This is a genomic window from Streptomyces sp. NPDC001770 (genome assembly GCF_053596135.1).
In genome coordinates, this window is record NZ_JBSFFN010000014.1 from 165,379 (window position 1) to 190,841 (window position 25,463).

The window sequence follows — 25,463 nt, forward strand, 5'->3', positions numbered from 1 at the left end:
CCCGGCCCGCGGGGCGGTCAGCCGGCGAGCGGGTTGAGGACCATCGGCGCGATCGTGCCGTCCAGCATCGCGCCGAGGCCGAGGATCGAGCAGACGTCGGGCCGCTCGGCGATGGTCACCGGCATCCCGGTGGCGGTGCGCAGCAACTGGTCGAAACCGGGCAGCAGGGCACTGCCGCCGACCATCATGATGCCCCGGTCGGCGAGGTCGGCCACCAGATCGGGCGGGCAGTCCCGCAGGACCCTGCCGAGACCGTCCAGCACCGCGGTGAGCGGGGTGTGGATCGCCTGCCGCACGGCCGCCGTGTCCACCTGCACGGAACGGGCCAGCCCGGTCGCCACGTCGCGGCCGTGGATCTCGGTCACGTCGGGCCCCTGCGAGGTCAGCCCGTTGCCGCTGAGGGCCAGTTGGAGGGGGCGCACGGACTGGCTCGGCAGCATCAGCTCGTGGTGCTGGCGCAGGTGCTGGATCACCGCGTTGTCGATGGTGTTGCCGCCGATGGGGATGCGTACGGCGGTGACGATCGAGCCCAGCGAGAGCACCGCGATCTGGGTGGTGGCCGCCCCGCACACCATGATCATGGTCGCGGTCGGCTGCTCGACCGGGAGCCCGCAGCCGACGGCCGCCGCGATCAGGGTGTCCACCAGCTCCACCCGGCGGGCGCCGAGCCCGACCAGGGTCTCCACGGTCGCGCGCTGGGCCAGCGGATCGCTGTCGTGCGGGGTGCAGGCCGCGGCCCGCAGCCGGGGCTTGCGGCGCAGCTGGCGGCGGAGCTTCTCGCCGATCAGGTGGCGCAGCATCCGCTGGGCCATCTCGATGTCCACCACGGTGCCGCCCGAGACGGGCCGGGCCACCCGGATGTAGCCGGGGGTGCGGCCGGTCATCTGTTCGGCGAGCGCGCCCACCGCGATGAGCGATCCGGTGCGGGTGTTGACGGCCGCTACGCTCGGTTCGTCGACGACGAGCCCGAGCCCCTTCACGTACACGCGGGTGCTCGCGGCCCCCAGGTCGACGGCGATGTGGCAACGGCGCAACTGCTCAAGGCTGACGGTCACGGCAGGTTCTCCCGAGAGCTGGTGGGGTCCCGGCGGCAGCCGGCTCTCCTTCGCATCGTGGGCGGAGCGGTGACCGGGCGCGCGCTGAGGTACGCCGGACGGGCCTGCGGGAGCAGCGGGGCTCAGGGCGTCCGCGGGCCGGGCAGCAGCCGCTGGAACAGGCCCCAGGTGAACTCGGCGACGTACGGGGCTCCGGTCGCCGGGTCGGTGAAGGCCAGCGCCCAGCGGGTCGGCGCGCTGCCCTCCATCGGGCGGACCGGCGCGAAGGCCCGCGCCACCTCGTCCACCGTGCAGGACCACGGGGTGAGGTCGGCCGCGCTGCGCAGTTCGGGGCCCGGGGCGCCGGGCGCGCGGACCAGCCAGGCGTTCCACACGGCTCCGCCGGGTGCGGCCATCACCTCGAACCGCAGGTCGGGCCAGAGCGGCAGCGCCCACGTCAGCGCGGAGCACTCCAGGTCGCCGACGGTCCGGCGGACGGATCGTTCGGGTTCACCGAGAACGGAGCGGTACCGCCGCAGCACGCCGCGCCCGCCCGGCCCGCGCACCATGGCCTGCCAGCGCCGGTTCGCCTCGCGCGCCTCGGCGAGGGTCGCGCTCAGCTCGTGCCGGGCCTCCTCCGCCAGGTCCGGCTGGTGGTCGGCCATCCGGCGGAGCAGGACGAGCTGGAACTGGAGCGGTCCGAAGGGGGCGGCGGCGGTCATGGGGCCCATCCTGCCCGCCCGCCGTTCCCGGTGCTCAGCCGTTCCCGGTGCTCAGACCCCGGGGCCCCCGAGGTCCCCGTCCGGCCCGGCCCCGAGCATCCGGCGCAGCAGGTCCCGCAGCACCGTGCGCTCCGCGTCCGACAGGCCGGCCAGCGGCTCGCGGGCGAAGTCCAGCGCCTCGCGGAGCCGGAGGGCGGTCAGGCGCCCCTGCTCGGTCGGGGCGGCGAGCTTCACCCGCCGGTCGTGCGGGTCCGGGCGGCGTTCGACCAGGTCCCGGGCCTCCAGCCGGTCCACGATGCCGGTGACGTTCGAGGGCTCGCACTTCAGCTTCTGGGCGATCCGGCGCATGGGCATCGGTTCGATGGACAGCAGACGCAGGACCCGCGCCTGTGCGCCGGTGAGCGAGAAGGAGGCGGCGGCCCGGTCGTACTCCTCGTAGTAGCGCGCCACGACAGTGCCGATCAGCTCGACGACTTCGAGGGTCAGAGGATCTGTGCGCGGGGTGGTCATGACACACAGGATACCCAGTTACTTGACAAGGTGAAATATTCAGGAGCATGGTTGTTTCATGTGGTGAAGCTTTTCCACGCCGTACGCCCCACCGGGTACGGACCCCCACCCCCGACACCGAGGAGAACCCGAGCCCATGTCTGCAGCACTTCCCGCCTCCAGCCGCGAATGGCACCTCGTCGCCCGCCCGCACGGCTGGCCGAAGCCCGAGGACTTCGCGCTGCGTGAGGCGCCGGTGACGGCTCCGGCCGAGGGCAGCGTCCTCGTCCGCAACCTCTACTTCTCGGTCGACCCCTACATGCGCGGCCGGATGAACGACGTCAAGTCGTACACCCCGCCCTTCGAGCTCGACCGGCCGATGGACGGCGGCGCGGTGGGCGAGGTCGTCGCCTCGAACGCCGAGGGCATCGCCGTCGGCGACCACGTCCTGCACGGCCTCGGCTGGCGCGAGTACGCCGAGGTCCCGGCGAAGCGCGTGGCGAAGGTCGACCCGGATCTCGCGCCGCTCTCCGCCTATCTCGGCGTGCTCGGCATGACCGGCCTCACCGCCTACGCCGGACTCTTCGAGGTCGCCTCCTTCAAGGAGGGCGACGCGGTCTTCGTCTCCGGCGCCGCCGGAGCCGTGGGCAGCCAGGTCGGCCAGATGGCCCGGCTCAAGGGCGCCTCCCGCGTGATCGGTTCGGCCGGATCCGACGAGAAGGTCAAGCTCCTCGTCGAGGAGTACGGCTTCGACGCGGCGTTCAACTACAAGAACGGCCCGGTCCGCGACCAGCTCCGCGAGGCAGCCCCGGACGGCATCGACGTCTACTTCGACAACGTCGGCGGCGAGCACCTGGAAGCCGCGATCTCGTCGTTCAACGTGCACGGCCGCGCCGCCATCTGCGGCATGATCGCCCAGTACAACAGCACCGAGCCGACCCCGGCCCCGCGCAACCTCGCGCTCGTCATCGGCAAGCGGCTGCGCCTGGAGGGCCTGCTCGTCGGCGACCACACCGCGCTCCGGCCGAAGTTCGTCGAAGAGGCCGCCGGCTGGCTGGCCTCGGGCGAGCTGAAGTACCGCGAGACCACCGTCGAGGGCATCGAGAACGGCTTCAGCGCCTTCGACGGCCTGATGCGCGGCGAGAACACCGGGAAGATGATCGTCTCGCTCGTCTGACCGTCTCCCCCCGTCCGACCGTCCGACCGTCCGCCCCGTCCGGACGTCTCTCCCGTCCGACCGCACGGCCTTGGCCACCAGCAGGAGGAACCCCCATGAGCATCCCGAACATAACCGTCGCCTACACCGCCGTCGCCACCGCCGAGAACGGCCGTGACGGCCGGGTGTACTCCGACGACGGCAACCTCGACGTCGTCGTCAACCCGCCGAAGGCGATGGGCGGCAGCGGCAGCGGCACCAACCCCGAGCAGCTCTTCGCGGCCGGCTACAGCGCCTGCTTCCAGAGCGCCCTCGGCGTCGTCGCCCGGCAGAAGAAGATCAGCATCGCCGGGTCGACCGTGACCGCCTCGGTCGGCATCGGCCAGGCGGACACCGGCGGCTTCGGCCTGGAGGTCGCGCTCACCGTCTCCATCCCGGACGTCGGCACGGAGGCAGCGCGCGAGCTCGTCGAGCAGGCCCACCAGGTCTGCCCGTACTCCAACGCCACCCGCGGCAACATCAAGGTCGACCTGATCGTCGCCTGATCCCGCCGCCCACCGCGGCGATCGCGCACCCCCCGGACACCCCGTGGCACCGTCCGGGGGGTGCGCACGTACCCTGGCGCCATGAGTGATCTCGCGGCCGGATTCGGCTACTTGCTGAAGGGTCAGCGCTGGGTCGGCCGGCACGGCCGCTGGTTCGGCTTCGGGCTGCTGCCGGGGCTGATCACCCTCGTCCTGTACGCGGGTGCGCTCGTCGGACTCGCCTACGGCGCCGACGACTTCGTCGGCTGGTCCACCCCGTTCGCCGACGACTGGTCCTCGCCCTGGCTCGGACTGCTGCGCAACACGCTGACCGTCCTGGTCTTCGCCTTCGGCCTGTTCCTGGCGGTCATCACCTTCACCGCCGTCACCCTCCTGGTCGGCCAGCCGTTCTACGAGTCGCTCTCCGAGGAGGTCGACCGCAGCGAAGGCGGCGAGGTTCCCGAGTCCGGGCTCCCGCTCTGGCGCGAACTCTGGATCTCGGCCCGTGACTCCGTCCGCATCCTGGTGCGGGTCTCCCTCTACGGCATCGCCCTCTTCGCCCTCGGATTCATCCCGGTGGCCGGACAGACCGTCGTTCCCGTCCTCGGATTCTGCGTCTCCGGCTACTTCCTCGCCGAGGAACTCACCTCCGTGGCCCTCCAGCGCCGGGGCCGCGACCTGCGCTCCCGCCTCGCCCTGCTGCGCGGCCGGCGGATGCTGGTCCTCGGCTTCGGCGTCCCGCTGACCCTCGCCTTCCTCGTCCCGGTCGTCGCCATATTCCTGATGCCGGGCGCGGTGGCCGGCGCGACCCTGCTGGTCCGCGACCTCGTCGACGCCGGGGACGCCCCCGGGGCGCAACCCGCCCCGGTCACCTCGCTGGTGAAGGCCGAAGAGGACTGACGACTCCAACTCCCGCCCCACGCAAGGGAAAACACACGCCGCGAAAGCAAAGGCCCTGAATTAGCCGCTTGTTGAGGCACACTTAACCCGAACGCCTCTTTGCGCATAGACAGTACGAACCTGTCCCGTACGCACACAGGTGCGCCGGGGGATCGGCGCGCGGGATCAGCCGGACACCCCGGCCCCCGCGAGGAGCCGCCCCCATGCCGAGCACCGCCCGCGCAGCAGCGCAGCCCCGTACGGCGGGCGGCACGGCAGAGCCCGCCCCCGCCCCCGGCCTCGTCCACCGGCCGGACATCCAGGGGTTGCGGGCGGTCGCCGTCGGGCTGGTGGTGCTGTCGCACGCCGGAGTGGCGACGGTCGCGGGCGGCTATGTCGGCGTCGACGTCTTCTTCGTGATCTCCGGCTTCCTGATCACCTCCCTGCTGCTGCGCGAACGCGCCGCCACCGGCCGGGTGTCGGTCCGCGCGTTCTACGCCCGTCGCGCCCTGCGGCTGCTGCCCGCCGCCTCCGTGGTGACCGTGACCACCCTCGCCGGTGCCTGGCTCTTCCTGTCGAAGGCGCGGCTCGCCGAGTACGCCGGTGACGCCCTCGCCAGCGCGCTGTACGCGGTCAACTTCCGCCTGGCGCTGGCCGGTACGGACTACCTGGCGCAGGACAGCCCGCCGTCGCCCTTCCAGCACTTCTGGTCGCTGGCCGTGGAGGAGCAGTTCTACCTGGTGTGGCCGCTGCTCCTGCTGCTGGCCCTGCGGCTCGCCCGGGGCCGGTACGGGCGGGCCGCGCTGCCGCTCGGGGCGGTGTGCCTGGGATCGTTCGCGCTCGGCATCCTGCTCACCCGCGCTTCCGCGCCCTGGGCGTACTTCGGCTCACCGCCCAGGGCCTGGGAGCTCGGCGCCGGCGCCCTGACCGCCCTCGCGGCCGACCGGCTCCGCCGACTGCCCGCGCCCCTCGCCGCCGCGCTGACCTGGCTCGGCCTCGCCTGCGTACTGGTCGCGGCCCTCCGCTTCGACGATGCCACCCCGTTCCCCGGCTACCGTGCCGCCCTGCCCGTCCTGGGCGCCGCCCTCGTCCTCGGCGCGGGCTGCGCGCCCGCCCGCTGCGGTGCCGGGCTCCTGCTGGGCCTGAGGCCCCTGGTGTGGACCGGCGGCCTCAGCTACGGCTGGTACCTCTGGCACTGGCCGCTCCTGGTGATCGCCCCGGCGGCGCTCGGCACCGAGGGCGGAGTGCCGGCCGCGCTGGGGCTGTGCGCCGTGGGCCTGGGCCTGGCCTGGCCGACCCTGCGCCTGGTGGAGAACCCGGTCCGCTTCCACCGGGCGCTCAAGGGACGCCCCCGCCGCGCACTGCTGCTGGGCGCCGGGCTCTCGGCCGGGATCACCGCACTCGCGCTGACCGCCGCCGCGGTCCCGCCGACGATCGAGACGGGTCCGCCCGCACCGGCCCTCGCCGCCGAGCTGACCGGCGCGACGGACCCCGGGACCCGGCTGACCCGCCTCCTCGCCACCGCACCCGCCGAACTCCCGTCGAACCTCGCCCCCACCCTGGCCGGGGTGCGGTCCGCACGCTCCGCCGTCTACCGGGACGGCTGCCAGGCCGGCTACGAGGGGACGGACGTGCCGCCCTGCGTGTACGGGGACGGGACCGCCTCCCGCACCGTGGTGCTGTTCGGCGACTCGCACGCCGCCCAGTGGTTCCCGGCCCTGGAGCGGGTGGCCACCGAGCACCACTGGAGACTCGTCTCCCTGACCAAGGCCTCCTGCAAGGCGGCCGAGGTCACCATCGTCACCGGCGGGAAGCCGTACACCGCCTGCGACACCTGGCGTGACAAGGCCATCGAGCGGATCAACTCCCTCCGCCCCGACCTCGTGGTCGTCTCCTCCTCGGACGCCGGCGATCCCGTCCACCCCGCCGCCGACGGGCTCGGCCAGTGGACGGACGGTTTCGAGGCCGTCTACCGGCGCCTCGCCACCCCCGGCACCCGCGTCGCGGCCCTCCTCGACACCCCCTGGCCCCTCGGCGACCCGGTCGACTGCGCCGCGAACAACTCCACCCGGCTGCACGCCTGCGCCGCCACAGTCGGCGCCGCGACCCACGACCCGACCCGCCGGGCCGCCGTACGCGCCGCCGCCACCGCGACCGGCGCCGCCCTCGTCGACCCCCGCCCCTGGATCTGCGACACCCACGCCCACCGCTGCCCCGTCGTCGTCGGCAACGTCTCCGTCTACCGCGACGACAGCCACCTCGCCGACGGCTACGCGGCGGCCCTCGCCCCGGTGCTGGGGCCGGTGGTGGAGCGGCTGATGGGGGAGGGGGCGGACGGAGGGAGCTGAGCGGATCTTCGGCCGGTGGAAGCCGCCGGAGTACCCCGAGGGTGTGCCGACACCGATGAACCCCGAAGACGATCCCGCGCGCCGCCGGCTCGACCGCGCCCTGGACCACGTGTCCGTCCTCTTCCGCGGGGCGACGGCCCGGAGCGACGAGACCCAGTGCGTATGCCACTGGGGCAGCGAGGAAGAACTCGCCCTGCTGAAGATCCCGGACGTGCCGCTCGACCCCGACCTGCTGTTCCGTACCTGGAGCGCTCCCGACTGGAGGGACCACGGCGCGGTGCTGCGCCGCATCCTGCCGCAGTGGGCCGGTGCGCTGGCCGACGGCCGGCTCGACCACGTCTTCGGCACGCACGAGGTGGGGCGGTCGTTCGCCCGGGGGCGGTGGCAGAAGTGGCCCGCACCCCTGAGCGGGGCGGTAGGGGAGTTCCTGCACGCCTGGTGGGGCCGGAGCCTCACCCGTCCGGACCCCGCCGTCTCCGTGCCGGAGGTCTTCGCGCTGTGCGCCGAGGCGTCCGCCTCCGCCGGCCCGTGGCTCACGGCCTGGGAAGCGCTCGACCACCCGGTCGCCGACCGGCACTTGGCGGACGTGGTCACGGAATGGGCGGACGACCTTCTGACGGACCGGCTTCCCTGGGGTGCCTGGGGCGACGAGGACGGCCTGCGCGCGACATGGCTGGCCCGGTACGCGCCCGCGCGGCTGCGAGCCGGAGGAGCATCCGAGGAACTGTCGCACCGGGCAAGGCTGATCGGCCTGCCCGAGGCCGACCGCTGGGAGGACCCGCACCGGCCCGACTGAGCGCGCCCGCCGGTACGGGCGAGGGGCCGGGCCCGCCTCCTGGTGAGCCCGGCCCCGCAGTACCCCTCAGCCCCCCACGTACGCCGCGAGGTGCTCGCCCGTGAGGGTGGAGCGCGCGGCCACCAGATCGGCCGGGGTGCCCTCGAAGACGACCCGCCCGCCGTCGTGGCCCGCCCCGGGCCCGAGGTCGACGATCCAGTCGGCGTGCGCCATCACCGCCTGGTGGTGCTCGACCACGATCACCGACTTGCCCGAGTCCACCAGCCGGTCCAGCAGGCCGAGCAACTGCTCGACGTCGGCGAGGTGCAGACCGGTGGTCGGCTCGTCCAGCAGATAGATCCCGCCCTTCTCGCCCATGTGCGTGGCCAGCTTGAGGCGTTGGCGCTCACCGCCGGAGAGCGTGGTCAACGGCTGCCCCAGCGTGAGGTATCCGAGACCGACGTCCACCAGACGGCCGAGAATCCGCTCCGCCGCCGGGGTGGCCGCCTCGCCCTCGGCGAAGAACTCCCGTGCCTCGGCGGCCGGCATGGCCAGCACCTCGCTGATGTCCCGCCCGCCGAGCCGGAATTCGAGCACCGAATCCTGGTAGCGCCGGCCCTCGCACTCCTCGCAGACCGAGGCGACCCCCGCCATCACCGCCAGATCGGTGTAGACGACCCCGATGCCGTTGCAACCGGGGCACGCCCCCTCGGAGTTGGCACTGAAGAGCGCCGGCTTCACCCCGTTGGCCTTCGCGAAGGCCTTGCGGACCGGGTCCAGCAGCCCGGTGTACGTCGCGGGATTGCTCCGCCGCGAACCCCGGATCGGGCTCTGGTCCACCGAGATCACGCCCTCGGCCCCCGCCTGCCGGGGCAGCTCGCCGTGGACCAGCGAGCTCTTGCCGGAACCGGCGACCCCGGTCACGACCGTGAGCACCCCGAGCGGGAGGTCCACGTCCACGTCCCGCAGGTTGTGCGCCGACGCGCCCCGGATCTCCAGGGCCCCGGTGGGCTTCCGCACCTCGTCCTTCAGCTTCGCCCGGTCGTCGAAGTGGCGGCCGGTGACCGTGCCGCTCTTCCGCAGCCCCTCCACGGTCCCCTCGAAGCAGACCGTGCCGCCCGCCGTACCGGCCCCCGGCCCCAGGTCCACCACATGGTCGGCGATGGAGATCGTCTCCGGCTTGTGCTCCACCACCAGCACCGTGTTGCCCTTGTCCCGCAGCCGCAGCAACAGGCCGTTCATCCGCTGGATGTCGTGCGGGTGCAGACCGATCGTCGGCTCGTCGAAGACGTACGTGACGTCCGTCAGCGAGGAACCGAGGTGGCGGATCATCTTCACCCGCTGCGCCTCACCGCCGGAGAGCGTGCCGGCCGGGCGGTCGAGCGAGAGGTAGCCGAGGCCGATCTCCACGAAGGAGTCGAGGGTGCGCCCCAGCGCGGTGAGCAGCGGCGCCACCGAGGGCTCGTCCAGACCGCCCACCCACGCGGCGAGATCGCTGATCTGCATCGTGCAGGCGTCGGCGATGGAAACCCGGGCGATCTTCGATGACCGCGCCCCCTCGCTGAGCCGGGTGCCCTCGCACTCGGGGCAGGTGGTGAAGGCGACCGCGCGCTCCACGAACGCCCGGACGTGCGGCTGGAGCGCCTCCTTGTCCTTGGAGAGGAAGGACTTCTGGATCTTGGGGATCAGCCCCTCGTAGGTGAGGTTGACGCCCTCCACCTTCACCTTGGTGGGCTCCCGGTGCAGGAAGTCCTGCATCTCCTTCTTGCTGAAGTCGCGGATCGGCTTGTCCGGGTCGAGGAAGCCCGACTCCGCGTAGACCCGCACGGTCCAGAAGCTGTCGGACTTCCAGCCGGGGATGGTGAACGCGCCCTCGGACAGCGACTTGGAGTCGTCGTAGAGCTGGGTGAGGTCGATGTCGGAGACGGTGCCCCGGCCCTCGCAGCGCGGGCACATCCCGCCGGTTCGGTTGAAGGTGGCCTTCACGGCCTTCTTGTTGCCGCGTTCGACAGTGATCGCCCCGCTCGCCCGTACCGAGGGGACGTTGAACGCGTACGCGCTGGGCGGGCCGATGTGCGGCTCGCCGAGACGGCTGAAGAGGATGCGGAGCATCGCGTTGGCGTCGGTGGCGGTGCCCACCGTGGAGCGGGGGTCGCCGCCGAGGCGCTGCTGGTCGACGAGGATCGCGGTGGTCAGGCCGTCGAGCACGTCCACCTCGGGCCGTGCCTGCGTGGGCATGAAGCCCTGCACGAAGGCGCTGTACGTCTCGTTGATCAGCCGCTGCGACTCGGCGGCGACAGTGCCGAACACCAGGGAGCTCTTGCCCGAGCCGGAGACGCCGGTGAACACGGTCAGCCGGCGCTTGGGCAGCTCGACGCTGACGTCCTTGAGGTTGTTCACCCGCGCTCCGTGCACCCGGATCAGATCGTGGCTGTCCGCGCCGCGCTCCTCGGCCGACCGGCGATCCGTCCTCTGGGCCCTGCTCATGCGTGTCTCCTCCTGCGGTGCTGCGGACTGCGGTGCTGCGAGCTGCGAGCTGCGGTACGGCGGACTACGGCCCGGCGAAGAGCCGTAGTCCGGGCGCGCGGCTCACTTCCTGTTCTGGTGGCTCACTTCTTGTTCTGGGTGAAGCGCAGCATGTTGCCGGACGGGTCGCGGAAGGCGCAGTCGCGGACGCCGTACGGCTGGTCGAGCGGCTCCTGGAGCACCTCGCCGCCCGCCTCGCGGATGCGCTCGAAGGTGGCGTCGACGTCGTCGGTCGAGAAGATGACCCCGCGCAGCAGGCCCTTCGCGAGCAGCTCCGCCACGGCCTGCCGGTCGGCGGCCGAGGCGCCCGGGTCCGCCAGCGGCGGCTCCAGCACGATGTTCACGTCGGGCTGTGCGGGGGAGCCGACGGTCACCCAGCGCATCCCCTCGAACCCGACGTCGTTGCGGACTTCGAGCCCGAGCACGTCGCGGTAGAAGGGGAGCGCCTTGTCGTGGTCGTCGACGGCGATGAAGCACTGGGAAAGGTTGATGTCCATGCGTTTCACGCTACGGGCGGCTTCATCGTTTCGCTTCTCCATTCCTGACCGGCCGCGTCTGGATCTTCGCGACGCAGGCGGGGACGGCCGCGCCCGCCTCGTGGGAGCGGGCCCGGTAGGCGCTCGGGCTCTCGCCGACCAGCTCCGTGAAGCGCGAACTGAACGACCCGAGCGAGGTGCAGCCGACCTCGAAGCAGACCTCCGTGACCGACAGGTCGCCCCGCCGCAGCAGCGCCTTCGCCCGCTCGATCCGGCGGGTCATGAGGTAGTTGTACGGGGTCTCCCCGTACGCCGCCTTGAAGCTGCGGGAGAAGTGGCCCGCCGACATCAGGGCGGTACGGGCCAGCGCGGGGACGTCGAGCGGCTCGGCGTACTCGCGGTCCATCCGGTCGCGGGCCCGGCGCAGTCTGCGGAGGTCTTCCAACGACGTCATCCGGCCACCTTCGCACAGCGCCCACCTGCCGCGCCCGGGCCTCCGCGAGATCCGGACGGCCGGAAGGATCTCCCGGGGGATGATCGCGGAGATCCGGGGTATGTACCGGGCTCGGGACGGTCCACGCACGGAGGAGCCCCGCAGCGGACCTGACACCGCTGCGGGGCTCCTCCCTCGTCCCCGGCCCGCCCGGGATCGGGCCCGCCCGGGATCTCGTCCGGGGTTAGCGCACGGAGAAGTCGTACTCCGTCGTCGAGACGTACTCCTCGCCCGGCCGCAGCACCGTGCTCGGGAAGTCCGGCCGGTTCGGCGAGTCCGGGAAGTGCTGGGTCTCCAGCGCGATCCCGGCGGACGGCACGAACGGGCCGCCGCCGAGGTGGTCGGCGGTGTAGAGCTGGATGCCCGGCTCGGTCGTACGCACCGTCAGCGCCCGCCCGGACCCCGCGTCGTACAGCTCGGCCGCGGCCGCGGCGAGCTCGCCGGGGGCGTCCAGCACGTAGTTGTGGTCGTACTCCGGGCCCACCGGCTTCGCCCGGCGGAAGTCGAACCGGGTGCCGTCCACGGGGGCGAGCTCGCCGGTCGGCAGCGAGGCGGCGTCCACCGGCGTGATCCGGCCGGCCGCGATCCGCAGCTCGTGCCCGAGCGCGCTGCCGCTGCCCGCGCCCGCCAGGTTCCAGTAGGTGTGGTTGGTGAGGTTCACGACGGTCGGCGCGTCGGTCGTCGCCCGGTAGCCGATCCGCAGTGTCCCGCCGGGCTCCAGCGTGTACGTCACCGAGACCGCGAGCCGCCCGGGGAAGCCCTCCTCGCCGTCCCCGGCGACGAGGCTCAGCTCCACGCCGCCGTCCGCCTCGCGGGCGTCCCAGACCCGCTTGTCGAAGCCGCGCGCCCCGCCGTGCAGCTGGTTGGGGCCCTCATTGGCGGTCAGCCGGTGGGTGCGGCCGTCGAGCGCGAAGGAGGCGCCGCCGATGCGGTTCGCGTACCGCCCGCAGACCGCGCCGAAGAAGGGCGAGGCGTACGTCGTGTACCCGGCGAGGTCCGGCAGCCCGAGGACGACCTCCCCGGCGACCCCGTCCCGGTCCGGCACCTCGACGGACTGCACGATCGCGCCGTACGTCAGCAGACGCACCCGGGTCCCGTCGCGTTCCAGGGTCCAGCGCTCCACGGACGTACCGTCCGGGAGGGTGCCGAAGGGGGCGCTGCTGATCGTCGTCACCGTACTCATGATCGGACTTTACGCTGGTGGGGCGGGTGCCGTGACATTGCGGTAGGCGATCTCCGCCAGCCGGGCCTGACCGTCGCGGCCCGGGTGGAACCAGTCCCACGGGCTGAGTTGGGCGCCGGTGAACGGATAGTCGTAGACCGCGTCGCCGTCGTACCGGCAGAGGTCGTCCCCGGCGCACACCTCGCGCAGCACCTTGTTGTACTCCACCACCCGCGCGCGCACGGCGGCCCGCCGGGCGGTGGCGGCTCTGCCCATGTCGTCGGCGTCGGCCAGCATCGACTTGCAGATCCCGAGCTTCCACACCTGCTTGCCCAGCGGGCTGCGGCGCCCGGTCGACCAGAGCCGCCACAGGTCCGGCACGCTCGCCACGTACACCTGCGCCTTCGGGACGGCCGCCCGCAGCTGCCGCAACGACAGGTCGAAGGAGAACCGGAAGTCCTCGACCGGCGTCATGGTCGCCACCGAGCCCCGGCAGGCGTCATTGGCGCCGATCATCACCGTCACCAGCTCCGGCCGCTCCCGCGCCGCCTCGGCCATCTGCTCCGGCAACTGGGCGATCCGGGCCCCCGACACGGCATGGTTCCAGCTGCGCGCCGTCACCTCGGAGGGGCCGAGGAGCCGGGCGGCGAGACTGCGCACCGCGGTGTCCGTCCCCGTGGCCCAGGAGACCTCGGGGCAGTCGGCCAGTACCGAACAGGCGTCGAACCCCCGGGTCATCGAATCACCGACCGCCGCGACCGAGCCCGGATGGCGGTTCCACACCGGACCGGCGGGCGCGGCGGCGGAGGCGTGACCCGCACCCTTCGGCGCGCTCTTCGCGCCCCCGTCCGCTCCGCCGGAACAGCCGGCCAGCGCGAGTGCGCCGGCGCACGCCCATGCCGCCAAACCGGTGACGGTGGCACGTGAACGTCGATCCGACCGCGTGCGCTCCGGCATCCTCAACCCTCCGTCTTCCCTGGCCTATGCCCCTGGTCATGGCTCCTGGCACACCCGGTGCGTGCAGGCGTGCGCCGGGCGCGCTCCGCCGGGTGAAAGCGGGCGGACGAGGGGCTCGGGACCGACCGTACGTCACACGTCCGGCCCCGGCGCACGGTAGCTTTTTCCCGGAGAACAGTGACGCCCGCCCACCCGCGCTCCCGCACGGGAGGTCCGGTAAGTTACCTCACGTCACATACTGTCCGTTTTCTGGAGATTATCTCCCGATGCTGTTTACTGATGACAACCTCGGGAGCCGGCCGGGAACAGGCGGTACGGGCGCGAGGCCGCTGGGGAAGGCGTACCTCGTCCCACACGGGAGGTTCCGGTGACGACACGTGGAGTCCTTTACGTACACTCCGCACCGCGCGCGCTCTGTCCGCACATCGAGTGGGCGGTCGCGGGCGTGCTGGGGGTGCGGGTCCAGTTGGACTGGATCAGACAGCCGGCCGCGCCCGGCACCTGGCGGTCCGAGTTCTCCTGGCGGGGCCGCGCCGGCACCGCCTCGGAGCTCGCCTCCGCCCTGCGCGGCTGGGACCTCCTCCGCTTCGAGGTGACCGCCGAGCCGTGTGCCACGGCCGAGGGCGAGCGCTACAGCTCCACCCCCACGCTCGGCATCTTCCACGCCGTCACCGGTATGAACGGCGACATCCTCGTCCCCGAGGACCGGCTGCGGGCCGCCCTGACGCGCTCCCTGCGCGGGGAGTCGGACCTGGAGGCGGAGGTCGCGGGGCTCATCGGCAAACCCTGGGACGACGAGCTGGAGTCCTTCCGGCACGCGGGCGAGGGCGCCCCGGTGCGCTGGCTGCACCAGGTGGTCTGAGGCCGGCGCCCTGCCGGGGCCCGCAGACCGCCGGAAGCTCACGGCTCGTCAGGAGCCGGGTCCCGCCGGGCGAATCGCGGGTGACCGCGGAACGCGGCTTCACTACGCTGCGCGCGCATGACCTTCCACGAGGTGCGCGGCGCCACCCTCCTCCACGACGACACCGGGCCCCACCACACAGGTGGTGGACGCCCGATGACCGGCCCGCACCCCCTGCTCGGCCTCCTCCTGGCCGCCGCCGAGGGACGCTTCCCGCCGGTCGACGGCAAGGTGACCGTGCTGCCGCCGCTGCCGGGCGGGCTGGAGTGCTCCGTCGCGTTCACCGGCCACGCGGTCGTCGCCACCGCCCTGCCCGCCGACGAGGTCCTGGCCGCCGGGCCGGACGGCTTCGGCGCCTCGCTCGCGCCGGACTTCCTGCGGCTGCTGGCGGGGCCCCGGGGCACGGTCGGCGTCACCGACGCGGCCCTCACCGCACCCGGCACCGGCGGCCCGCCCCGCCTCGGCCGCCTGGACGGGTACGACGACCACCCCCGCGTACAGCACGCCCGGAGAATCCGCCGGAACGTGACGGTGTACGGCGACGAGCGTGGCCTGATCACCCTCGCCGAGGGGCTTGCGGGCCGCCCGGAGCTCAGCATCGAACTCCACGCACCGGACGCCCCCGTTCCGGCGTCCGCCCGGGGGCGCGGCCGGAGCCTGCTGGCCGACGCCCTCACCCTCGTACCGCCCGGCAGCCCCGTCTTCGCGGCCGTCGCCCCCGGCAACGCCCGCTCCCTGCGCGGCTTCCTCGCCGCCGGGTTCGTGCCGATCGGCAGCGAGGTGATCGTCGAACCCGGGCGGATGTGAGTCCGGCACCCGGACATGGCGATGCCCGCCCCCCGGAGAACCGGGGGGCGGGCATCGCCGTACGGACCGAGCCGTACGGACCGAGCAGAAACGATCAGACGCTGCGGAACGCCAGGACCACGTTGTGGCCGCCGAAGCCGAAGGAGTTGTTGATCGCGGCGATCGAACCCTCCGGCAGCGGCTGCGGCTTGTCGCGGACGATGTTCGCCGTCACGTCGTCGTCGAGGTTCTCGATGTTGATGGTCGGCGGGGCCATCCGGTGGTGCAGCGCGAGGACCGTGGCCACGGTCTCGATACCGCCCGCGCCACCGAGCAGGTGACCCGTCATCGACTTGGTCGCGGAGATCGCGACATGGTCGAGGTCGTCGCCCAGGACCGCGCTCAGCGCCTTCAGCTCGGCCACGTCGCCCTGCGGCGTGGACGTGGCGTGCGCGTTGAGGTGCACGACCTCGGACGGCTTGAGGTCCGTGGTCTCCAGCAGGTTGCGCATCGCGGCGGCGATGCCCCGGCCGGTCGGCTCGGGCTGCGCGATGTGGTGGGCGTCGGCCGACAGGCCCTGGCCCAGCACCTCGCAGTAGACCTTGGCGCCGCGCGCGGCGGCGTGCTCGGCGGACTCCAGGATCACGACGCCCGCGCCCTCGCCGAGGACGAAGCCGTCACGGCCCGTGTCGTACGGACGCGAGGCCTTCTCGGGCTCGTCGTTGTTCTTCGACATCGCCATCATGTTGGCGAAGGCCGCGATGGGCAGGGGGTGGATGGCCGCCTCGGTACCACCGGCGACGACCACGTCGGCACGGCCGGTACGGATCATCTCGACGGCGTACCCGATGGCCTCGGCACCCGAAGCACACGCGGAGACCGGGGTGTGGACACCTGCCTGGGCGTTGACCTCGAGGCCGACGTTGGCCGACGGGCCGTTCGGCATGAGCATGGGGACGGTGTGCGGGGAGACGCGGCGTACGCCCTTCTCCTTCAGCACGTCGTACTGGTCGAGCAGGGTGATCACACCACCGATGCCGGAGGCGATGACCGTGCCCAGCCGCTCGGGCCGGATCTTGTCGTCCTCACCGGCCTTGCCGGTGAAGCCGGCGTCCGCCCATGCCTCGCGGGCCGCGATCAGCGCGAACTGCGCCGAGCGGTCCAGCTTGCGGGCGAGCGGGCGGGGCAGTACCTCGCCCGGGTCCACCGCGGCCAGCGCGGCGATCCGGACGGGCAGTTCGGCGAAACGCTCGCCCGCGAGAGGCTTGACGCCGGAGCGGCCGGCCATCAAACCTTCCCAGGTCGATGCGGAGTCGCCACCCAGCGGAGTGGTTGCGCCGATACCGGTGACGACCACGGTGCGATTGGTCGAGTTCACTGGAAAATCTTCTCCACGTGTAGAGGGTCGTGAATCAGCGGCGCCACCGCCGGGTGGCGACACACGAACCGGCCTGGGATCAGGCCTGGTTCTTCAGGATGTAGTCGGCAGCGTCGCCGACCGTCTTGAGGTTCTTGACGTCCTCGTCCGGGATCTTGACGTCGAAGCGCTCTTCGGCGGCGACGACGACCTCGACCATGGACAGCGAGTCGACGTCCAGGTCGTCGGTGAAGGACTTGTCCAGCTGGACGTCCTCGACCGGGATACCGGCGATCTCGTTGACGATCTCGGCGAGACCGGTGACGATCTCTTCCTGGGTGGCGGCCATGTCGGCGCTCCTTCAGTGGTTGTCTGCTGGGGTTCTTAACTCCGGACCGAGAACTCCGATGGAGCTGGAGGTTCTCGTTCGGACCGGGCGAAAAGCCTTAGGGGAGAGTAACGACCGTCGCGGCGAAGACGAGACCCGCCCCGAAGCCGATGACGAGCGCGGTGTCGCCGCTCTTCGCCTGCCCGGTCGCCAGGAGCCGCTCCATCGCGAGCGGAATCGAGGCGGCGGAGGTGTTGCCGGTGGTCTCCACGTCGCGGGCGACGGTGACGTTCTCCGGCAGTTTGAGGGTCTTCACCATCGAGTCGATGATCCGCATGTTGGCCTGGTGCGGAATGAAGACGTCCAGGTCTTCCGGAGCGACCCCGGCGGCGTCCAGCGCCTGCTGGGCCACCTTCGCCATCTCGAAGACGGCCCAGCGGAAGACCGCCTGACCCTCCTGCGTGATGGCCGGGAACTTCTCCGGGCGCTCGGCGTGGAACTGGTCCCACGACACGGTCTGCTTGATGGTGTCCGACTTGTCACCCTCGGAACCCCAGACGGTCGGGCCCATGGCCGGTACCTTCGACGGGCCGACGACCACCGCGCCCGCACCGTCGCCGAACAGGAAGGCCGTGGCCCGGTCCGACAGGTCGGTGAGGTCGCTGAGCCGCTCCACGCCGATGACGAGGACGTACTCCGCGGAACCGTCGACGATCATGCCCTTGGCGAGCGTCAGGCCGTAACCGAAGCCCGCACAGCCGGCCGAGATGTCGAAGGCGGCGGGCTTGCCCGCGCCGATCCTGTGCGCGATCTCGGTGGCGACGGCCGGGGTCTGCTTGAAGTGCGAGACGGTGGAGACGATCACACCGCCGATCTGCTCCGGGGTGATCCCCGCGTCGGCGATGGCCTTGCCGGCGGCCTCCACGGACATCGCGGACACGGTCTCCTCGTCGGAGGCCCAGTGCCGGGTGGCGATGCCGGAGCGGGAGCGGATCCACTCGTCGGACGAGTCGATCGTTTCGAGGATCACCTCGTTCGGCACCACACGGGTGGGGCGGTAGCCACCGACCCCCATGATGCGCGCGTACGGGGCGCCCTGGCTGGGCTTGATCTTCGACATGCTCGTGCTCCTTAGGCGGACGCGTGCTCGGAGATGAGCGCGCGGGCCGCGTCGAGGTCGTCGGGGGTCTTGAGCGCGAGGGTCTTCACGCCGGGCAGCGCGCGCTTGGCGAGCCCGGTGAGGGTGCCCCCGGGGCACACCTCGATGAGCGCGGTCGCACCGAGCTGCTGGAACGTCTCCATGCACAGGTCCCAGCGGACCGGGTTCGCGACCTGCCCGACCAGGCGCTCGACGACCTCGGCGCCGGTTGCGACCGCCTTGCCGTCCTTGTTCGACACGTACGTCACGGTGGGGTCCGCGACCTCGATGCCCTGGGCCGCTTCGCGCAGCCGCTCCACGGCCGGAGCCATGTGGTGCGTGTGGAACGCCCCGGCGACCTTGAGCGGTACCACGCGGCGCACGCCCTCCGGCTTGTTCTCGGTGAGCTCGGCGATCTGCGCGGCCGTACCGGCGGCGACGATCTGGCCGCCACCGTTCACGTTGGCCGGGGTCAGCCCGAGGCTCTCCAGGAACGGGACCGTGACCTCCGGGTCGCCGCCGAGCAGGGCGGCCATGCCGGTCTCGGTGACCGCGGCGGCCTCGGCCATCGCGAGACCGCGGGTACGGACCAGACGCAGCGCGGCCTCGTCGCCGAGCACGCCGGCGAAGGCGGCGGCGGTGATCTCGCCGACGCTGTGCCCGGCCACGACGGCGGGCGAGGCGTTCAGCGCGGACGCGGAGAGGAGACCCGCGGCCACCAGCAGGGGCTGGGCCACCGCCGTGTCACGGATTTCGTCGGCGTCTGCCTTCGTGCCGTAGTGGGCAAGGTCGAGCCCGATGGCGTCGGACCAGGCCGCGATGCGGTCGGTGGCACCGGGCAGGTCGAGCCAGGGAGTCAGGAAGCCGGGCGTCTGAGCGCCTTGGCCGGGAGCGACGAGTACGAGCACCCTCACACTCTCTCTTGCGGACGGTCCCGTACGCCCGTGGGGACAGGGACGAAGAACCGTCAGGGGAATTGTTGAAGTCCGACAAAAGTCTAGGACTGGCCATCTCTGGCGGCCAAGCGCCCCAGGATCAGCGCGATCCGGAGGGTGAAGGCGGAGCGCACATCGGACGGCGACCAGCCGGTGACGTCCGTCACACGTCGTAGCCGGTAGCGCACGGTGTTGGGGTGCACGAACAGCATCCGGGCGGCGCCCTCCAGGCTGCTCGCCTGCTCCAGGTAGACGCTCAGTGTCTCCAGGAGCGCCGACCCGGCCTCCTCCAGAGGGCTGTAGATCTCCTCCACCAGCTGGTCCCGCGCGGCGGGGTCTCCGGCCATCGCGCGCTCCGGCAGGAGATCGTCGGCCAGCACCGGGCGGGGCGCGTCCTGCCACGCGATGCACGCCTTGAGCCCGGCCGCCGCCGCCTGCGCGGACCGGGTCGCGGCCAGCAGGTCCGGGACCACCGGCCCGGCGACGACGGGCCCGGCCGCGTACGGGCCGATCAGACCCCGCGCGACCTGGAGCGGGTTGTCGCTGCCGCCCGCGATGACCACCAGGCGGTTGCCCAGCACACCGGTCAGGACCTGCACCTTGGAGCCGCGTGCGGCCCGCCGGATGGCCTCGACCGTCAGCTCGCTGTCCCCGTCGGGCGCGGTGCCGAGGATCACGCAGACGTGCTCGGGGGAGTTCCAGCCGAGCGCCGCGGCCCGGGACACCGCCCCCTCGTCCGCCTCACCGGACAGCACCGCGTTGACCACGAGCGATTCCAGCCGGGCGTCCCACGCGCCCCGCGCCTCGGCGGCCTGCGCATAGACCTGGGCGGTCGCGAAGGCGATCTCCCGGGCGTAGACGAGCAGGGCCTCCCGCAGTACCGACTCGTCGCCCGGAGCGGCGACCTCCTCGATCGCCGCCTCCATGACCTCGATCGTCGTACGGACCATCTCGACGGTCTGCCGCAGCGTGATCGCCCGGGTCAGCTCGCGCGGGGCGGTGCCGAACACGTCGGTGGAGATCGCCTGCGGGGCCTCCGGATGCCGGAACCACTCGGTGAACGCGGCGATGCCCGCCTGCGCGACCAGGCCGATCCACGACCGGTTCTCCGGTGGCATGGCCCGGTACCAGGGCAGCGTCTCGTCCATGCGGGCGATGGCGTTCGCCGACAGCCGGCCGGAGGACTGCTCCAGCCGTTTCAGGGTCGCGGCATGCAGATGGGCGTCTTTGGCGGCGCGCTGCGCGGGATCGGGTCGGGGCACGGAGACAAGACTGCCTTATCCGGGCAGAGGGCCGGAGGGGCGGGGCGGGACGGGCGGGGCCCACGGGGCGGGTACCGGCCGTTCCCGGGAGCAGTGGCGCCGGCCGCAGGGGCGGGCCCCGGCCGTTCCGGGGCGGCCGGGCCGCCCGCTGCGGGTCTACGGTGGGGACGTGATGTCCGTACACCGTGCGCAGAGCCGGTACGAGGGCGGGGACCGGGCGGCGGGGATCGAGTCCCGGCACGCCTTCTCCTTCGGTTCCTTCTACGACCCCGACAACCTCCGCTTCGGCGCGGTCCTCGCCTGCAACGAGGAACGGCTGGCCCCCGGTGCGGGCTTCGACGAGCATCCGCACAGCCACACCGAGATCGTCACGTGGGTGATCGAGGGCGAGCTCACCCACCGTGATTCGGCCGGTCACACCCGGGTGGTGCGCGCCGGCGACGTACAGCACCTCAGTGCGGCGGCCGGGGTCCGGCACGTCGAACGCAACGACGGCGAAGCGCCCCTGACCTTCCTTCAGATGTGGCTGGCCCCGCTGGAGGCCGGCGGTGAGCCCGCGTACACCGTGGTCCCCGGCATCGCCGACTCCACCCCGTACGCCCTGCCCGCCGCCGGGGCGATGCTGCACGTCCGCCGGCTCACGGCGGGCGAGCGCGCGGCGGTCCCGGACGCGGTGCGTGCGTACGTCCATGTGGTGACCGGTCAGGTGGCCCTCGGCGGCGACCACCTCGGGCCGGGCGACTCGGCCCGGATCACCGACGCCCAGGGGCTGGAGATGCGGGCGGCGGGCGCGGGGGCGCAGGTGCTGGTGTGGGAGCTGGCGGGCTGAGGACCGGCCCGCCCGCCTTCCGGCCGGGCGGCGGGCGGGCGGTGGCCGCTCAGGCGGCCGGCGCCGTGAAGTAGTGCCCCTCGGCGAGGTCGTCGAGGAGGCCGGGCCCGGTCGGCCGCCAGCTCAGCAGGGCGCGGGTGCGGTCGGCGGAGGCGGGGCTGTCGAGGGCGAGGAGGTCGGCGAGCCAGGTGAAGTGTCCGGCCGCGTCGGCCGGGTCGACGGAGGCCACCGGCAGTCCGAGGTGCTCTCCGACCACTTCGGCGACCGCCCGGATCGGCACGCCCTCGTCGCCGATGGCGTGCAGGGTCGTACCGGCCGGGGCGTTCTCCAGCGCGAGGCGGAAGAGGCGCGCGGCGTCGTCCCGGTGGACGGCGGGCCAGCGGTTGGCGCCGTCGCCGATGTAGCCCGAGACGCCCTTGGCGCGGGCGGTGGCGACCACCGTGGCGAGGAAGCCGTGGTCCCCGTCCCCGTGCACGGTCGGGGGCAGCCGTACGACCGAGGCGCGGACGTTCCGGTCCGCGAGGGCGAGCGTCGCGTGGGAGTTGGCCAGCCGGCCGGCCGGGCCGGTCGCCGGGACTTGCGTACCCGCCCCGCCTTCCCGGCCGGAGGGCTGCCCGTCCTCCTCGGTGGCGATCCGGCCGGGCGCCAGACCGAGAATCCCGGCGGCGATCACCAGCGGGCGGCCGGAACCCGCGAGGGCCTCACCGAGGGCGTCGATGGCGCGGCGGTCCGCCCCGGTGGCGGCGTCGAACCCGCCGCTGAACGCGAGGTCGTGCTTGAAGGCGAGGTGGATCACGCCGTCCGCCTCGGCCGCCGCGTCCCGCAGGACGTCGAGATCGTCGAGCGAGCCGTGCCGCACCTCGGCGCCCGCCTTGGTGAGCGCGGCGGCGGAGGCGTCCGAGCGGGCGAGCCCGACCACCTGGTGACCTGCGGCGATGAGCTCCGGAACGACCGCCGAGCCGATCCAGCCGGACGCGCCGGTGACGAATACACGCATGGGAGAACCTCCTGGAGGGGGCGGCCGTCTCTGTCGCGGACACCCCGTCGTGGACCCCGGTGGTGCGGGGAGTCCCGGACACGGAACGCAACGGCCGACCAGTCGATGTCAGTGACTGTCGTAACGCTCTCCAACGTACACCCGATGTCAGGCGCTGTCATCGCGTAGGATCGGGCCATGGGCCGATGGCAACCGAACGCACGCGAACGTCTGGGGCAGGCGGCGCTGGAGCTCTTCAGTGAGCACGGCTTCGAGCAGACCACCGCCGCGCAGATCGCCGCCCGCGCCGGGCTCACCGAGCGGACCTTCTTCCGCCATTACGCGGACAAGCGCGAGGTGCTCTTCGGCGGCGCGCACCTGCTGGAACAGGCATGCGTGGACGCCCTCACCGCCACCCCGGAGACGGCGGCCCCGATCGACGCGATGGCCTCGGCGCTGGAAGGTGCCGCCCCGTACTTCGAGGGCCGCCGGGCGTTCGCCCGGCAGCGCCAGGCCGTCATCATGGCCAGCACCGACCTCCACGAACGCGAACTCATCAAGCTCGCCGCGCTGGCCGCCGCGCTGACCAGGACGCTCCGTGAACGCGGTGTCCCGGAACCCGCCGCCAGTCTCACCGCCGAGGCGGGCATAGCCGTCTTCAAGGTCGGCTTCGAACGCTGGATCGGCGGCGCCGAGGACGAGGAGCGACCGCTGCCGCACTTCCTGCGGGAGGCGCTCGGCGAGCTCAAGGCGGTGGCGGCGGGGAAGTAGCGGCCCGCGAACGGCGGGTCGCGGATGGTGGGTTCGCGTGACTCTCAGACGATCCAGCGTGCCCGTCGTCCGGCCGGTCCGGCCGGGAGTCCGTCCGCGAGCGCGGCAGCCATCCGCTGCACGGCCTCGCGCAGCGTGCCGGGCTCCAGGGTGTACGGGATGCGGAGTCGCTGTTCGAGGACGCCGGGGTCGGTGGTGAAGTGGGCGCCGCCCTCGACCCGTACCCCGTACCCCCGCACGTGCTCCGCGAGCGCCGAGGCGACGGGCTCGCCCAGGTCGGCCCAGAGCGACAGGCCGCCGGGCGGTGTACGCCACGTCCACTGCGGGATGTGGTCGGCCAGCGCCGAGGTCAGGGCCGCGCGCCGCTCGCGCAGCTGCTCCAGTCGGAGCGGTACGAGTTCGCCGGAGCGTGCCAGGAGTGCGAGGGCCAGAAGCTGGTCCATCACCGAACCCCCCAGGTCGTGGGCGACCCGCTGACCGGCCAGCTCGGTCACCAGCTGGGACGGGGCCCGCAGCCAGCCGATGCGCAGCCCGCCCCAGTAGCTCTTGCTCATCGATCCGAGAGTGATGACCCGGCCCGCCCCGCCGGGCGGAACGCGGGAGGCGAACGGCGGGGGCGGCGGGACGTCGAGGGCGAGATCGGTCAGGGTCTCGTCGATGATCAGCCAGCTCCCCGCGCGCTGAACGGCCCGCAGGACGCGGACGCGTTCGTCCTCCGGCATGAGAAGGCCGGTCGGGTTGTGGAAGTCGGGAATCAGGAAGGCGAGTCGGGGAACCGCCCCGCGCACGGTGGACTCGATGATCTCGATGTCCCAGCCGCTGCCGGTCACCGGGACCGCCAGCGGGCGGAGCCGGGCGCGGCGGATGGCGTCCAGGGCGTTCGGGTACGACGGATTCTCGACCATGATCCGGTCCCCGGGGCCGGACAGGACCCCCAGGACGAGCGTGAGCGCCTGCTGGGCACCGGACGTCACCAGGATCTGGTCGGGAATCGTGGCCAGCCCCCGCCGGGTGTACCGCTCCGCCACGGCGGCACGCAGCTCCGGAAGGCCGTACGGGTGGTACCCGGGGGTGTGCGCGTACTCGTCCAGCGCGGGGGTGATCCGGCGGAGGGCGTCGGCCAGCACCCCCTCCGGCAGCCCCGGGGCCGCCCTGGCCAGGTCGATGGCCGAGTCCGGCGGTGCCAGCGCCCGCGTGATCCTCCGGGGGACGGCGCCCTCGGGCAGGGTGGTCCAGGTCCCGGAGCCCCGGCGGCTGTGTGCGTAGCCACTTTCGCGCAGTAGGTCGTAGGCGGCGGTGACGGTGGGCCTGCTCGTGCCCAGGGCTGCGGCCAGCTCCCGCTCGGCGGGGAGCCTGACGTGCAACGCGATCCGTCCGTCCAGGATCAACCTGCTGACGCATCCGGCCAGTTGGCGGTAGCCGTGCTTTCCGCCCGCCGGATCGGGCAGCAGGGCGGCGAGCTGCCGGCCGCCGAGGGTCCGTGCCTGCTCCCGGTTCTCCCGGTGCCCCTGGTGCTCCCGATGCTTCTGGTGCTCCTGGTGCGGTGCCCCGACCGTGCCGGGCCCGGGCGGATCTCCCATGCCACTCTCCCGGAATTGGCCATGCCGATGATGCCGGTCAATGTACAGACTCGCCGCCAGTGGCACCCGGACACCCGGGCGCGAACGTACGGGAGGACCGGACCGGCATGGACCAGAAGATCACCGATCGCGGCCGTCCCTGCGGCCCCGGCCCCGCCCCCGGCCTTGGCGCTGGGGCCGGCCCTGGCCCTCGCTCCGGCCTCGGCGCTGGGGCCGGCGCTGGATGCGGTCCCCGCCCCGGCACGGACCGGCCGGCGCGCCGGCCGCGTCACCGTCCGGGGCCGCCCCTCTCCTACGTGCCCCTCGGCGAGCGGCCGCTGAGACGCCTGCCCCACCTGTTCACCGGCCTCGCCCTGTACGGATTCAGCCTCTCGCTGATGGTCCGGAGCTCGCTGGGAGCCAACCCGTGGAGTGTCCTGTACGAGGGACTGGAGCGCCACACGCCCCTCGGCTTCGGCACCATCAGCGCCGTCGTCGGGGTTCTCGTACTCCTGCTGTGGATTCCGCTCCGGCAGCGGCCGAGGTTCGGCACCGTCGCCAACGTCGTCGTCCTGGCCTGCTCGTCCGATCTCGGGCTTCGGTTCGTCCCCGAGCACCTCGGCCTCCCGGCCCGGACCGGCCTGCTCCTCGGAGGCGTACTCCTCAACGGCTTCTCCGTCGCCGTGTACGTCGGCGCCCGCCTCGGACCCGGCCCCCGCGACGGCCTGATGACCGGAGCGTCCAGCCTCACGGGGCGCTCCGTCCGGCTCGTCCGCACCCTGATGGAGATCGTCGTGCTGGCGGCGGGGTGGCTCCTCGGAGGCAGCGTGGGCGTCGGCACCGTGCTGTACGCGCTCGCGGTCGGCCCGGTCACCCAGTTCTTCCTGCCCCGGTTCGCCTACCGGGACGGCGACGGACTCCTTACGGGGGAGCAGGCGCCCCTCGGGCGGCGGACGGCCGGAGAGGCGGGTGACGGATCAGGGTCCGAAACGGATCGGGGGCGTTGAGGAGGTTGCCGGCCGTGAGCGGGAGGGTGTCCAGGGTGTCGGCGAGCGAGGCCCGTTGGTCGTCGAGGATCTG

The 25,463-nt window shown here is 72.8% G+C and carries 25 protein-coding genes; 10 read left to right on the forward strand and 15 right to left on the reverse strand.

Annotated features, from left to right (window positions below; all coding sequences use genetic code 11):
- Nucleotides 1-17: 17 nt before the first annotated feature.
- The 3 genes from ACWCSV_RS15455 to ACWCSV_RS15465 all read right to left on the reverse strand — a co-directional run bounded on the left by ACWCSV_RS15455 (nt 18) and on the right by ACWCSV_RS15465 (nt 2,266).
- Complete coding sequence (locus ACWCSV_RS15455; protein WP_451142347.1) at nt 18-1,055, reverse strand: rod shape-determining protein; 1,038 nt, start codon at nt 1,053-1,055, stop codon at nt 18-20.
- A 122-nt stretch (nt 1,056-1,177) separates the two neighbouring features.
- The gene (locus ACWCSV_RS15460) at nt 1,178-1,756 is read right to left on the reverse strand and encodes a hypothetical protein (RefSeq protein ID WP_451142349.1); all 579 of its coding nucleotides are present in this window, start codon (nt 1,754-1,756) and stop codon (nt 1,178-1,180) included.
- Nucleotides 1,757-1,807: 51 nt separating this feature from the next.
- Complete coding sequence (locus ACWCSV_RS15465; protein WP_451142351.1) at nt 1,808-2,266, reverse strand: MarR family winged helix-turn-helix transcriptional regulator; 459 nt, start codon at nt 2,264-2,266, stop codon at nt 1,808-1,810.
- 136 nt (nt 2,267-2,402) lie between these two features.
- Here ACWCSV_RS15465 and ACWCSV_RS15470 point away from each other — a divergent pair, with 136 nt between their 5' ends.
- From ACWCSV_RS15470 to ACWCSV_RS15490, 5 genes are all read left to right on the forward strand, one after another.
- Nucleotides 2,403-3,422 (forward strand): NADP-dependent oxidoreductase, encoded by a 1,020-nt coding sequence (locus tag ACWCSV_RS15470; RefSeq protein ID WP_451142353.1) that lies wholly within the window; start codon nt 2,403-2,405, stop codon nt 3,420-3,422.
- A gap of 95 nt (nt 3,423-3,517) precedes the next feature.
- Complete coding sequence (locus ACWCSV_RS15475; protein WP_451142355.1) at nt 3,518-3,946, forward strand: organic hydroperoxide resistance protein; 429 nt, start codon at nt 3,518-3,520, stop codon at nt 3,944-3,946.
- 81 nt (nt 3,947-4,027) lie between these two features.
- Entirely contained in the window at nt 4,028-4,825 is a 798-nt protein-coding gene (locus tag ACWCSV_RS15480; RefSeq protein ID WP_451142357.1) for an EI24 domain-containing protein, read from the forward strand.
- Nucleotides 4,826-5,028: 203 nt separating this feature from the next.
- On the forward strand, nt 5,029-7,152 hold the full coding sequence (locus ACWCSV_RS15485) for an acyltransferase family protein (protein ID WP_451142359.1): 2,124 nt from the start codon (nt 5,029-5,031) through the stop codon (nt 7,150-7,152).
- A 55-nt stretch (nt 7,153-7,207) separates the two neighbouring features.
- Complete coding sequence (locus ACWCSV_RS15490; RefSeq protein WP_451142361.1) at nt 7,208-7,948, forward strand: hypothetical protein; 741 nt, start codon at nt 7,208-7,210, stop codon at nt 7,946-7,948.
- Nucleotides 7,949-8,014: 66 nt separating this feature from the next.
- Here the strand turns inward: ACWCSV_RS15490 and ACWCSV_RS15495 are convergent, their stop codons facing one another.
- The 5 genes from ACWCSV_RS15495 to ACWCSV_RS15515 form a co-directional block, all read right to left on the reverse strand.
- Complete coding sequence (locus ACWCSV_RS15495; RefSeq protein ID WP_451142363.1) at nt 8,015-10,414, reverse strand: ATP-binding cassette domain-containing protein; 2,400 nt, start codon at nt 10,412-10,414, stop codon at nt 8,015-8,017.
- A gap of 122 nt (nt 10,415-10,536) precedes the next feature.
- Nucleotides 10,537-10,950, reverse strand: coding sequence for a VOC family protein (locus ACWCSV_RS15500; RefSeq protein ID WP_327175605.1), 414 nt, complete (start codon nt 10,948-10,950; stop codon nt 10,537-10,539).
- A gap of 22 nt (nt 10,951-10,972) precedes the next feature.
- Complete coding sequence (locus tag ACWCSV_RS15505) at nt 10,973-11,383, reverse strand: helix-turn-helix transcriptional regulator (RefSeq protein WP_451142365.1); 411 nt, start codon at nt 11,381-11,383, stop codon at nt 10,973-10,975.
- Between the two features lie 223 nt (nt 11,384-11,606).
- Nucleotides 11,607-12,605: an aldose epimerase family protein gene (locus ACWCSV_RS15510; RefSeq protein WP_451142367.1), complete on the reverse strand. Its 999-nt coding sequence runs from the start codon at nt 12,603-12,605 to the stop codon at nt 11,607-11,609.
- Nucleotides 12,606-12,614: 9 nt separating this feature from the next.
- Nucleotides 12,615-13,541 (reverse strand): GDSL-type esterase/lipase family protein, encoded by a 927-nt coding sequence (locus ACWCSV_RS15515; protein ID WP_451142369.1) that lies wholly within the window; start codon nt 13,539-13,541, stop codon nt 12,615-12,617.
- Nucleotides 13,542-13,908: 367 nt separating this feature from the next.
- Between ACWCSV_RS15515 and ACWCSV_RS15520 the strand changes: the two genes are divergently transcribed.
- Entirely contained in the window at nt 13,909-14,403 is a 495-nt protein-coding gene (locus ACWCSV_RS15520; RefSeq protein ID WP_450776374.1) for a DUF3145 domain-containing protein, read from the forward strand.
- A gap of 117 nt (nt 14,404-14,520) precedes the next feature.
- A complete protein-coding gene (locus tag ACWCSV_RS15525) occupies nt 14,521-15,249 on the forward strand; it encodes a hypothetical protein (RefSeq protein WP_451142371.1) in 729 nt (242 codons plus the stop codon).
- A 94-nt stretch (nt 15,250-15,343) separates the two neighbouring features.
- Here ACWCSV_RS15525 and fabF read toward each other — a convergent pair whose 3' ends face one another.
- From fabF to ACWCSV_RS15550, 5 genes are all read right to left on the reverse strand, one after another.
- Nucleotides 15,344-16,606, reverse strand: a complete 1,263-nt coding sequence (fabF, locus tag ACWCSV_RS15530) for a beta-ketoacyl-ACP synthase II (protein ID WP_451142373.1) — start codon at nt 16,604-16,606, stop codon at nt 15,344-15,346.
- A 79-nt stretch (nt 16,607-16,685) separates the two neighbouring features.
- On the reverse strand, nt 16,686-16,934 hold the full coding sequence (locus ACWCSV_RS15535; RefSeq protein ID WP_266703904.1) for an acyl carrier protein: 249 nt from the start codon (nt 16,932-16,934) through the stop codon (nt 16,686-16,688).
- Nucleotides 16,935-17,031: 97 nt separating this feature from the next.
- Complete coding sequence (locus ACWCSV_RS15540; protein ID WP_451142375.1) at nt 17,032-18,033, reverse strand: beta-ketoacyl-ACP synthase 3; 1,002 nt, start codon at nt 18,031-18,033, stop codon at nt 17,032-17,034.
- Between the two features lie 11 nt (nt 18,034-18,044).
- Nucleotides 18,045-18,959, reverse strand: coding sequence for an ACP S-malonyltransferase (locus ACWCSV_RS15545; RefSeq protein WP_451142377.1), 915 nt, complete (start codon nt 18,957-18,959; stop codon nt 18,045-18,047).
- Nucleotides 18,960-19,048: 89 nt separating this feature from the next.
- Entirely contained in the window at nt 19,049-20,248 is a 1,200-nt protein-coding gene (locus tag ACWCSV_RS15550; protein WP_451142379.1) for a PucR family transcriptional regulator, read from the reverse strand.
- Between the two features lie 169 nt (nt 20,249-20,417).
- Between ACWCSV_RS15550 and ACWCSV_RS15555 the strand changes: the two genes are divergently transcribed.
- Entirely contained in the window at nt 20,418-21,077 is a 660-nt protein-coding gene (locus ACWCSV_RS15555) for a pirin family protein (RefSeq protein WP_451142381.1), read from the forward strand.
- A 49-nt stretch (nt 21,078-21,126) separates the two neighbouring features.
- Here ACWCSV_RS15555 and ACWCSV_RS15560 read toward each other — a convergent pair whose 3' ends face one another.
- Nucleotides 21,127-22,074: an SDR family oxidoreductase gene (locus tag ACWCSV_RS15560; protein WP_451142383.1), complete on the reverse strand. Its 948-nt coding sequence runs from the start codon at nt 22,072-22,074 to the stop codon at nt 21,127-21,129.
- Nucleotides 22,075-22,251: 177 nt separating this feature from the next.
- On the opposite strand from ACWCSV_RS15560, the gene ACWCSV_RS15565 reads away from it, so the two are divergent.
- The gene (locus tag ACWCSV_RS15565) at nt 22,252-22,824 is read left to right on the forward strand and encodes a TetR/AcrR family transcriptional regulator (RefSeq protein WP_451142385.1); all 573 of its coding nucleotides are present in this window, start codon (nt 22,252-22,254) and stop codon (nt 22,822-22,824) included.
- A 44-nt stretch (nt 22,825-22,868) separates the two neighbouring features.
- Here ACWCSV_RS15565 and yczR read toward each other — a convergent pair whose 3' ends face one another.
- The gene (gene yczR, locus ACWCSV_RS15570; RefSeq protein WP_451142387.1) at nt 22,869-24,404 is read right to left on the reverse strand and encodes a MocR-like transcription factor YczR; all 1,536 of its coding nucleotides are present in this window, start codon (nt 24,402-24,404) and stop codon (nt 22,869-22,871) included.
- A gap of 296 nt (nt 24,405-24,700) precedes the next feature.
- Here yczR and yczE point away from each other — a divergent pair, with 296 nt between their 5' ends.
- A complete protein-coding gene (yczE, locus tag ACWCSV_RS15575; RefSeq protein ID WP_451142389.1) occupies nt 24,701-25,390 on the forward strand; it encodes a membrane protein YczE in 690 nt (229 codons plus the stop codon).
- Nucleotides 25,391-25,463 lie beyond the last annotated feature (73 nt).

What these genes read in the sequence shown, in the direction of transcription:
- ACWCSV_RS15460 (WP_451142349.1), bottom strand. Translation starts at nt 1,756, where the DNA reads ATGACCGCCGCCGCCCCCTTCGGACCGCTCCAGTTCCAGCTCGTCCTG.
- ACWCSV_RS15465 (WP_451142351.1), bottom strand. Translation starts at nt 2,266, where the DNA reads ATGACCACCCCGCGCACAGATCCTCTGACCCTCGAAGTCGTCGAGCTG.
- ACWCSV_RS15470 (WP_451142353.1), top strand. Translation starts at nt 2,403, where the DNA reads ATGTCTGCAGCACTTCCCGCCTCCAGCCGCGAATGGCACCTCGTCGCC.
- ACWCSV_RS15475 (WP_451142355.1), top strand. Translation starts at nt 3,518, where the DNA reads ATGAGCATCCCGAACATAACCGTCGCCTACACCGCCGTCGCCACCGCC.
- ACWCSV_RS15480 (WP_451142357.1), top strand. Translation starts at nt 4,028, where the DNA reads ATGAGTGATCTCGCGGCCGGATTCGGCTACTTGCTGAAGGGTCAGCGC.
- ACWCSV_RS15485 (WP_451142359.1), top strand. Translation starts at nt 5,029, where the DNA reads ATGCCGAGCACCGCCCGCGCAGCAGCGCAGCCCCGTACGGCGGGCGGC.
- ACWCSV_RS15490 (WP_451142361.1), top strand. Translation starts at nt 7,208, where the DNA reads ATGAACCCCGAAGACGATCCCGCGCGCCGCCGGCTCGACCGCGCCCTG.
- ACWCSV_RS15495 (WP_451142363.1), bottom strand. Translation starts at nt 10,414, where the DNA reads ATGAGCAGGGCCCAGAGGACGGATCGCCGGTCGGCCGAGGAGCGCGGC.
- ACWCSV_RS15500 (WP_327175605.1), bottom strand. Translation starts at nt 10,950, where the DNA reads ATGGACATCAACCTTTCCCAGTGCTTCATCGCCGTCGACGACCACGAC.
- ACWCSV_RS15505 (WP_451142365.1), bottom strand. Translation starts at nt 11,383, where the DNA reads ATGACGTCGTTGGAAGACCTCCGCAGACTGCGCCGGGCCCGCGACCGG.
- ACWCSV_RS15510 (WP_451142367.1), bottom strand. Translation starts at nt 12,605, where the DNA reads ATGAGTACGGTGACGACGATCAGCAGCGCCCCCTTCGGCACCCTCCCG.
- ACWCSV_RS15515 (WP_451142369.1), bottom strand. Translation starts at nt 13,541, where the DNA reads ATGCCGGAGCGCACGCGGTCGGATCGACGTTCACGTGCCACCGTCACC.
- ACWCSV_RS15525 (WP_451142371.1), top strand. Translation starts at nt 14,521, where the DNA reads ATGACCTTCCACGAGGTGCGCGGCGCCACCCTCCTCCACGACGACACC.
- ACWCSV_RS15535 (WP_266703904.1), bottom strand. Translation starts at nt 16,934, where the DNA reads ATGGCCGCCACCCAGGAAGAGATCGTCACCGGTCTCGCCGAGATCGTC.
- ACWCSV_RS15540 (WP_451142375.1), bottom strand. Translation starts at nt 18,033, where the DNA reads ATGTCGAAGATCAAGCCCAGCCAGGGCGCCCCGTACGCGCGCATCATG.
- ACWCSV_RS15560 (WP_451142383.1), bottom strand. Translation starts at nt 22,074, where the DNA reads ATGCGTGTATTCGTCACCGGCGCGTCCGGCTGGATCGGCTCGGCGGTC.
- ACWCSV_RS15565 (WP_451142385.1), top strand. Translation starts at nt 22,252, where the DNA reads ATGGGCCGATGGCAACCGAACGCACGCGAACGTCTGGGGCAGGCGGCG.
- yczR (WP_451142387.1), bottom strand. Translation starts at nt 24,404, where the DNA reads ATGGGAGATCCGCCCGGGCCCGGCACGGTCGGGGCACCGCACCAGGAG.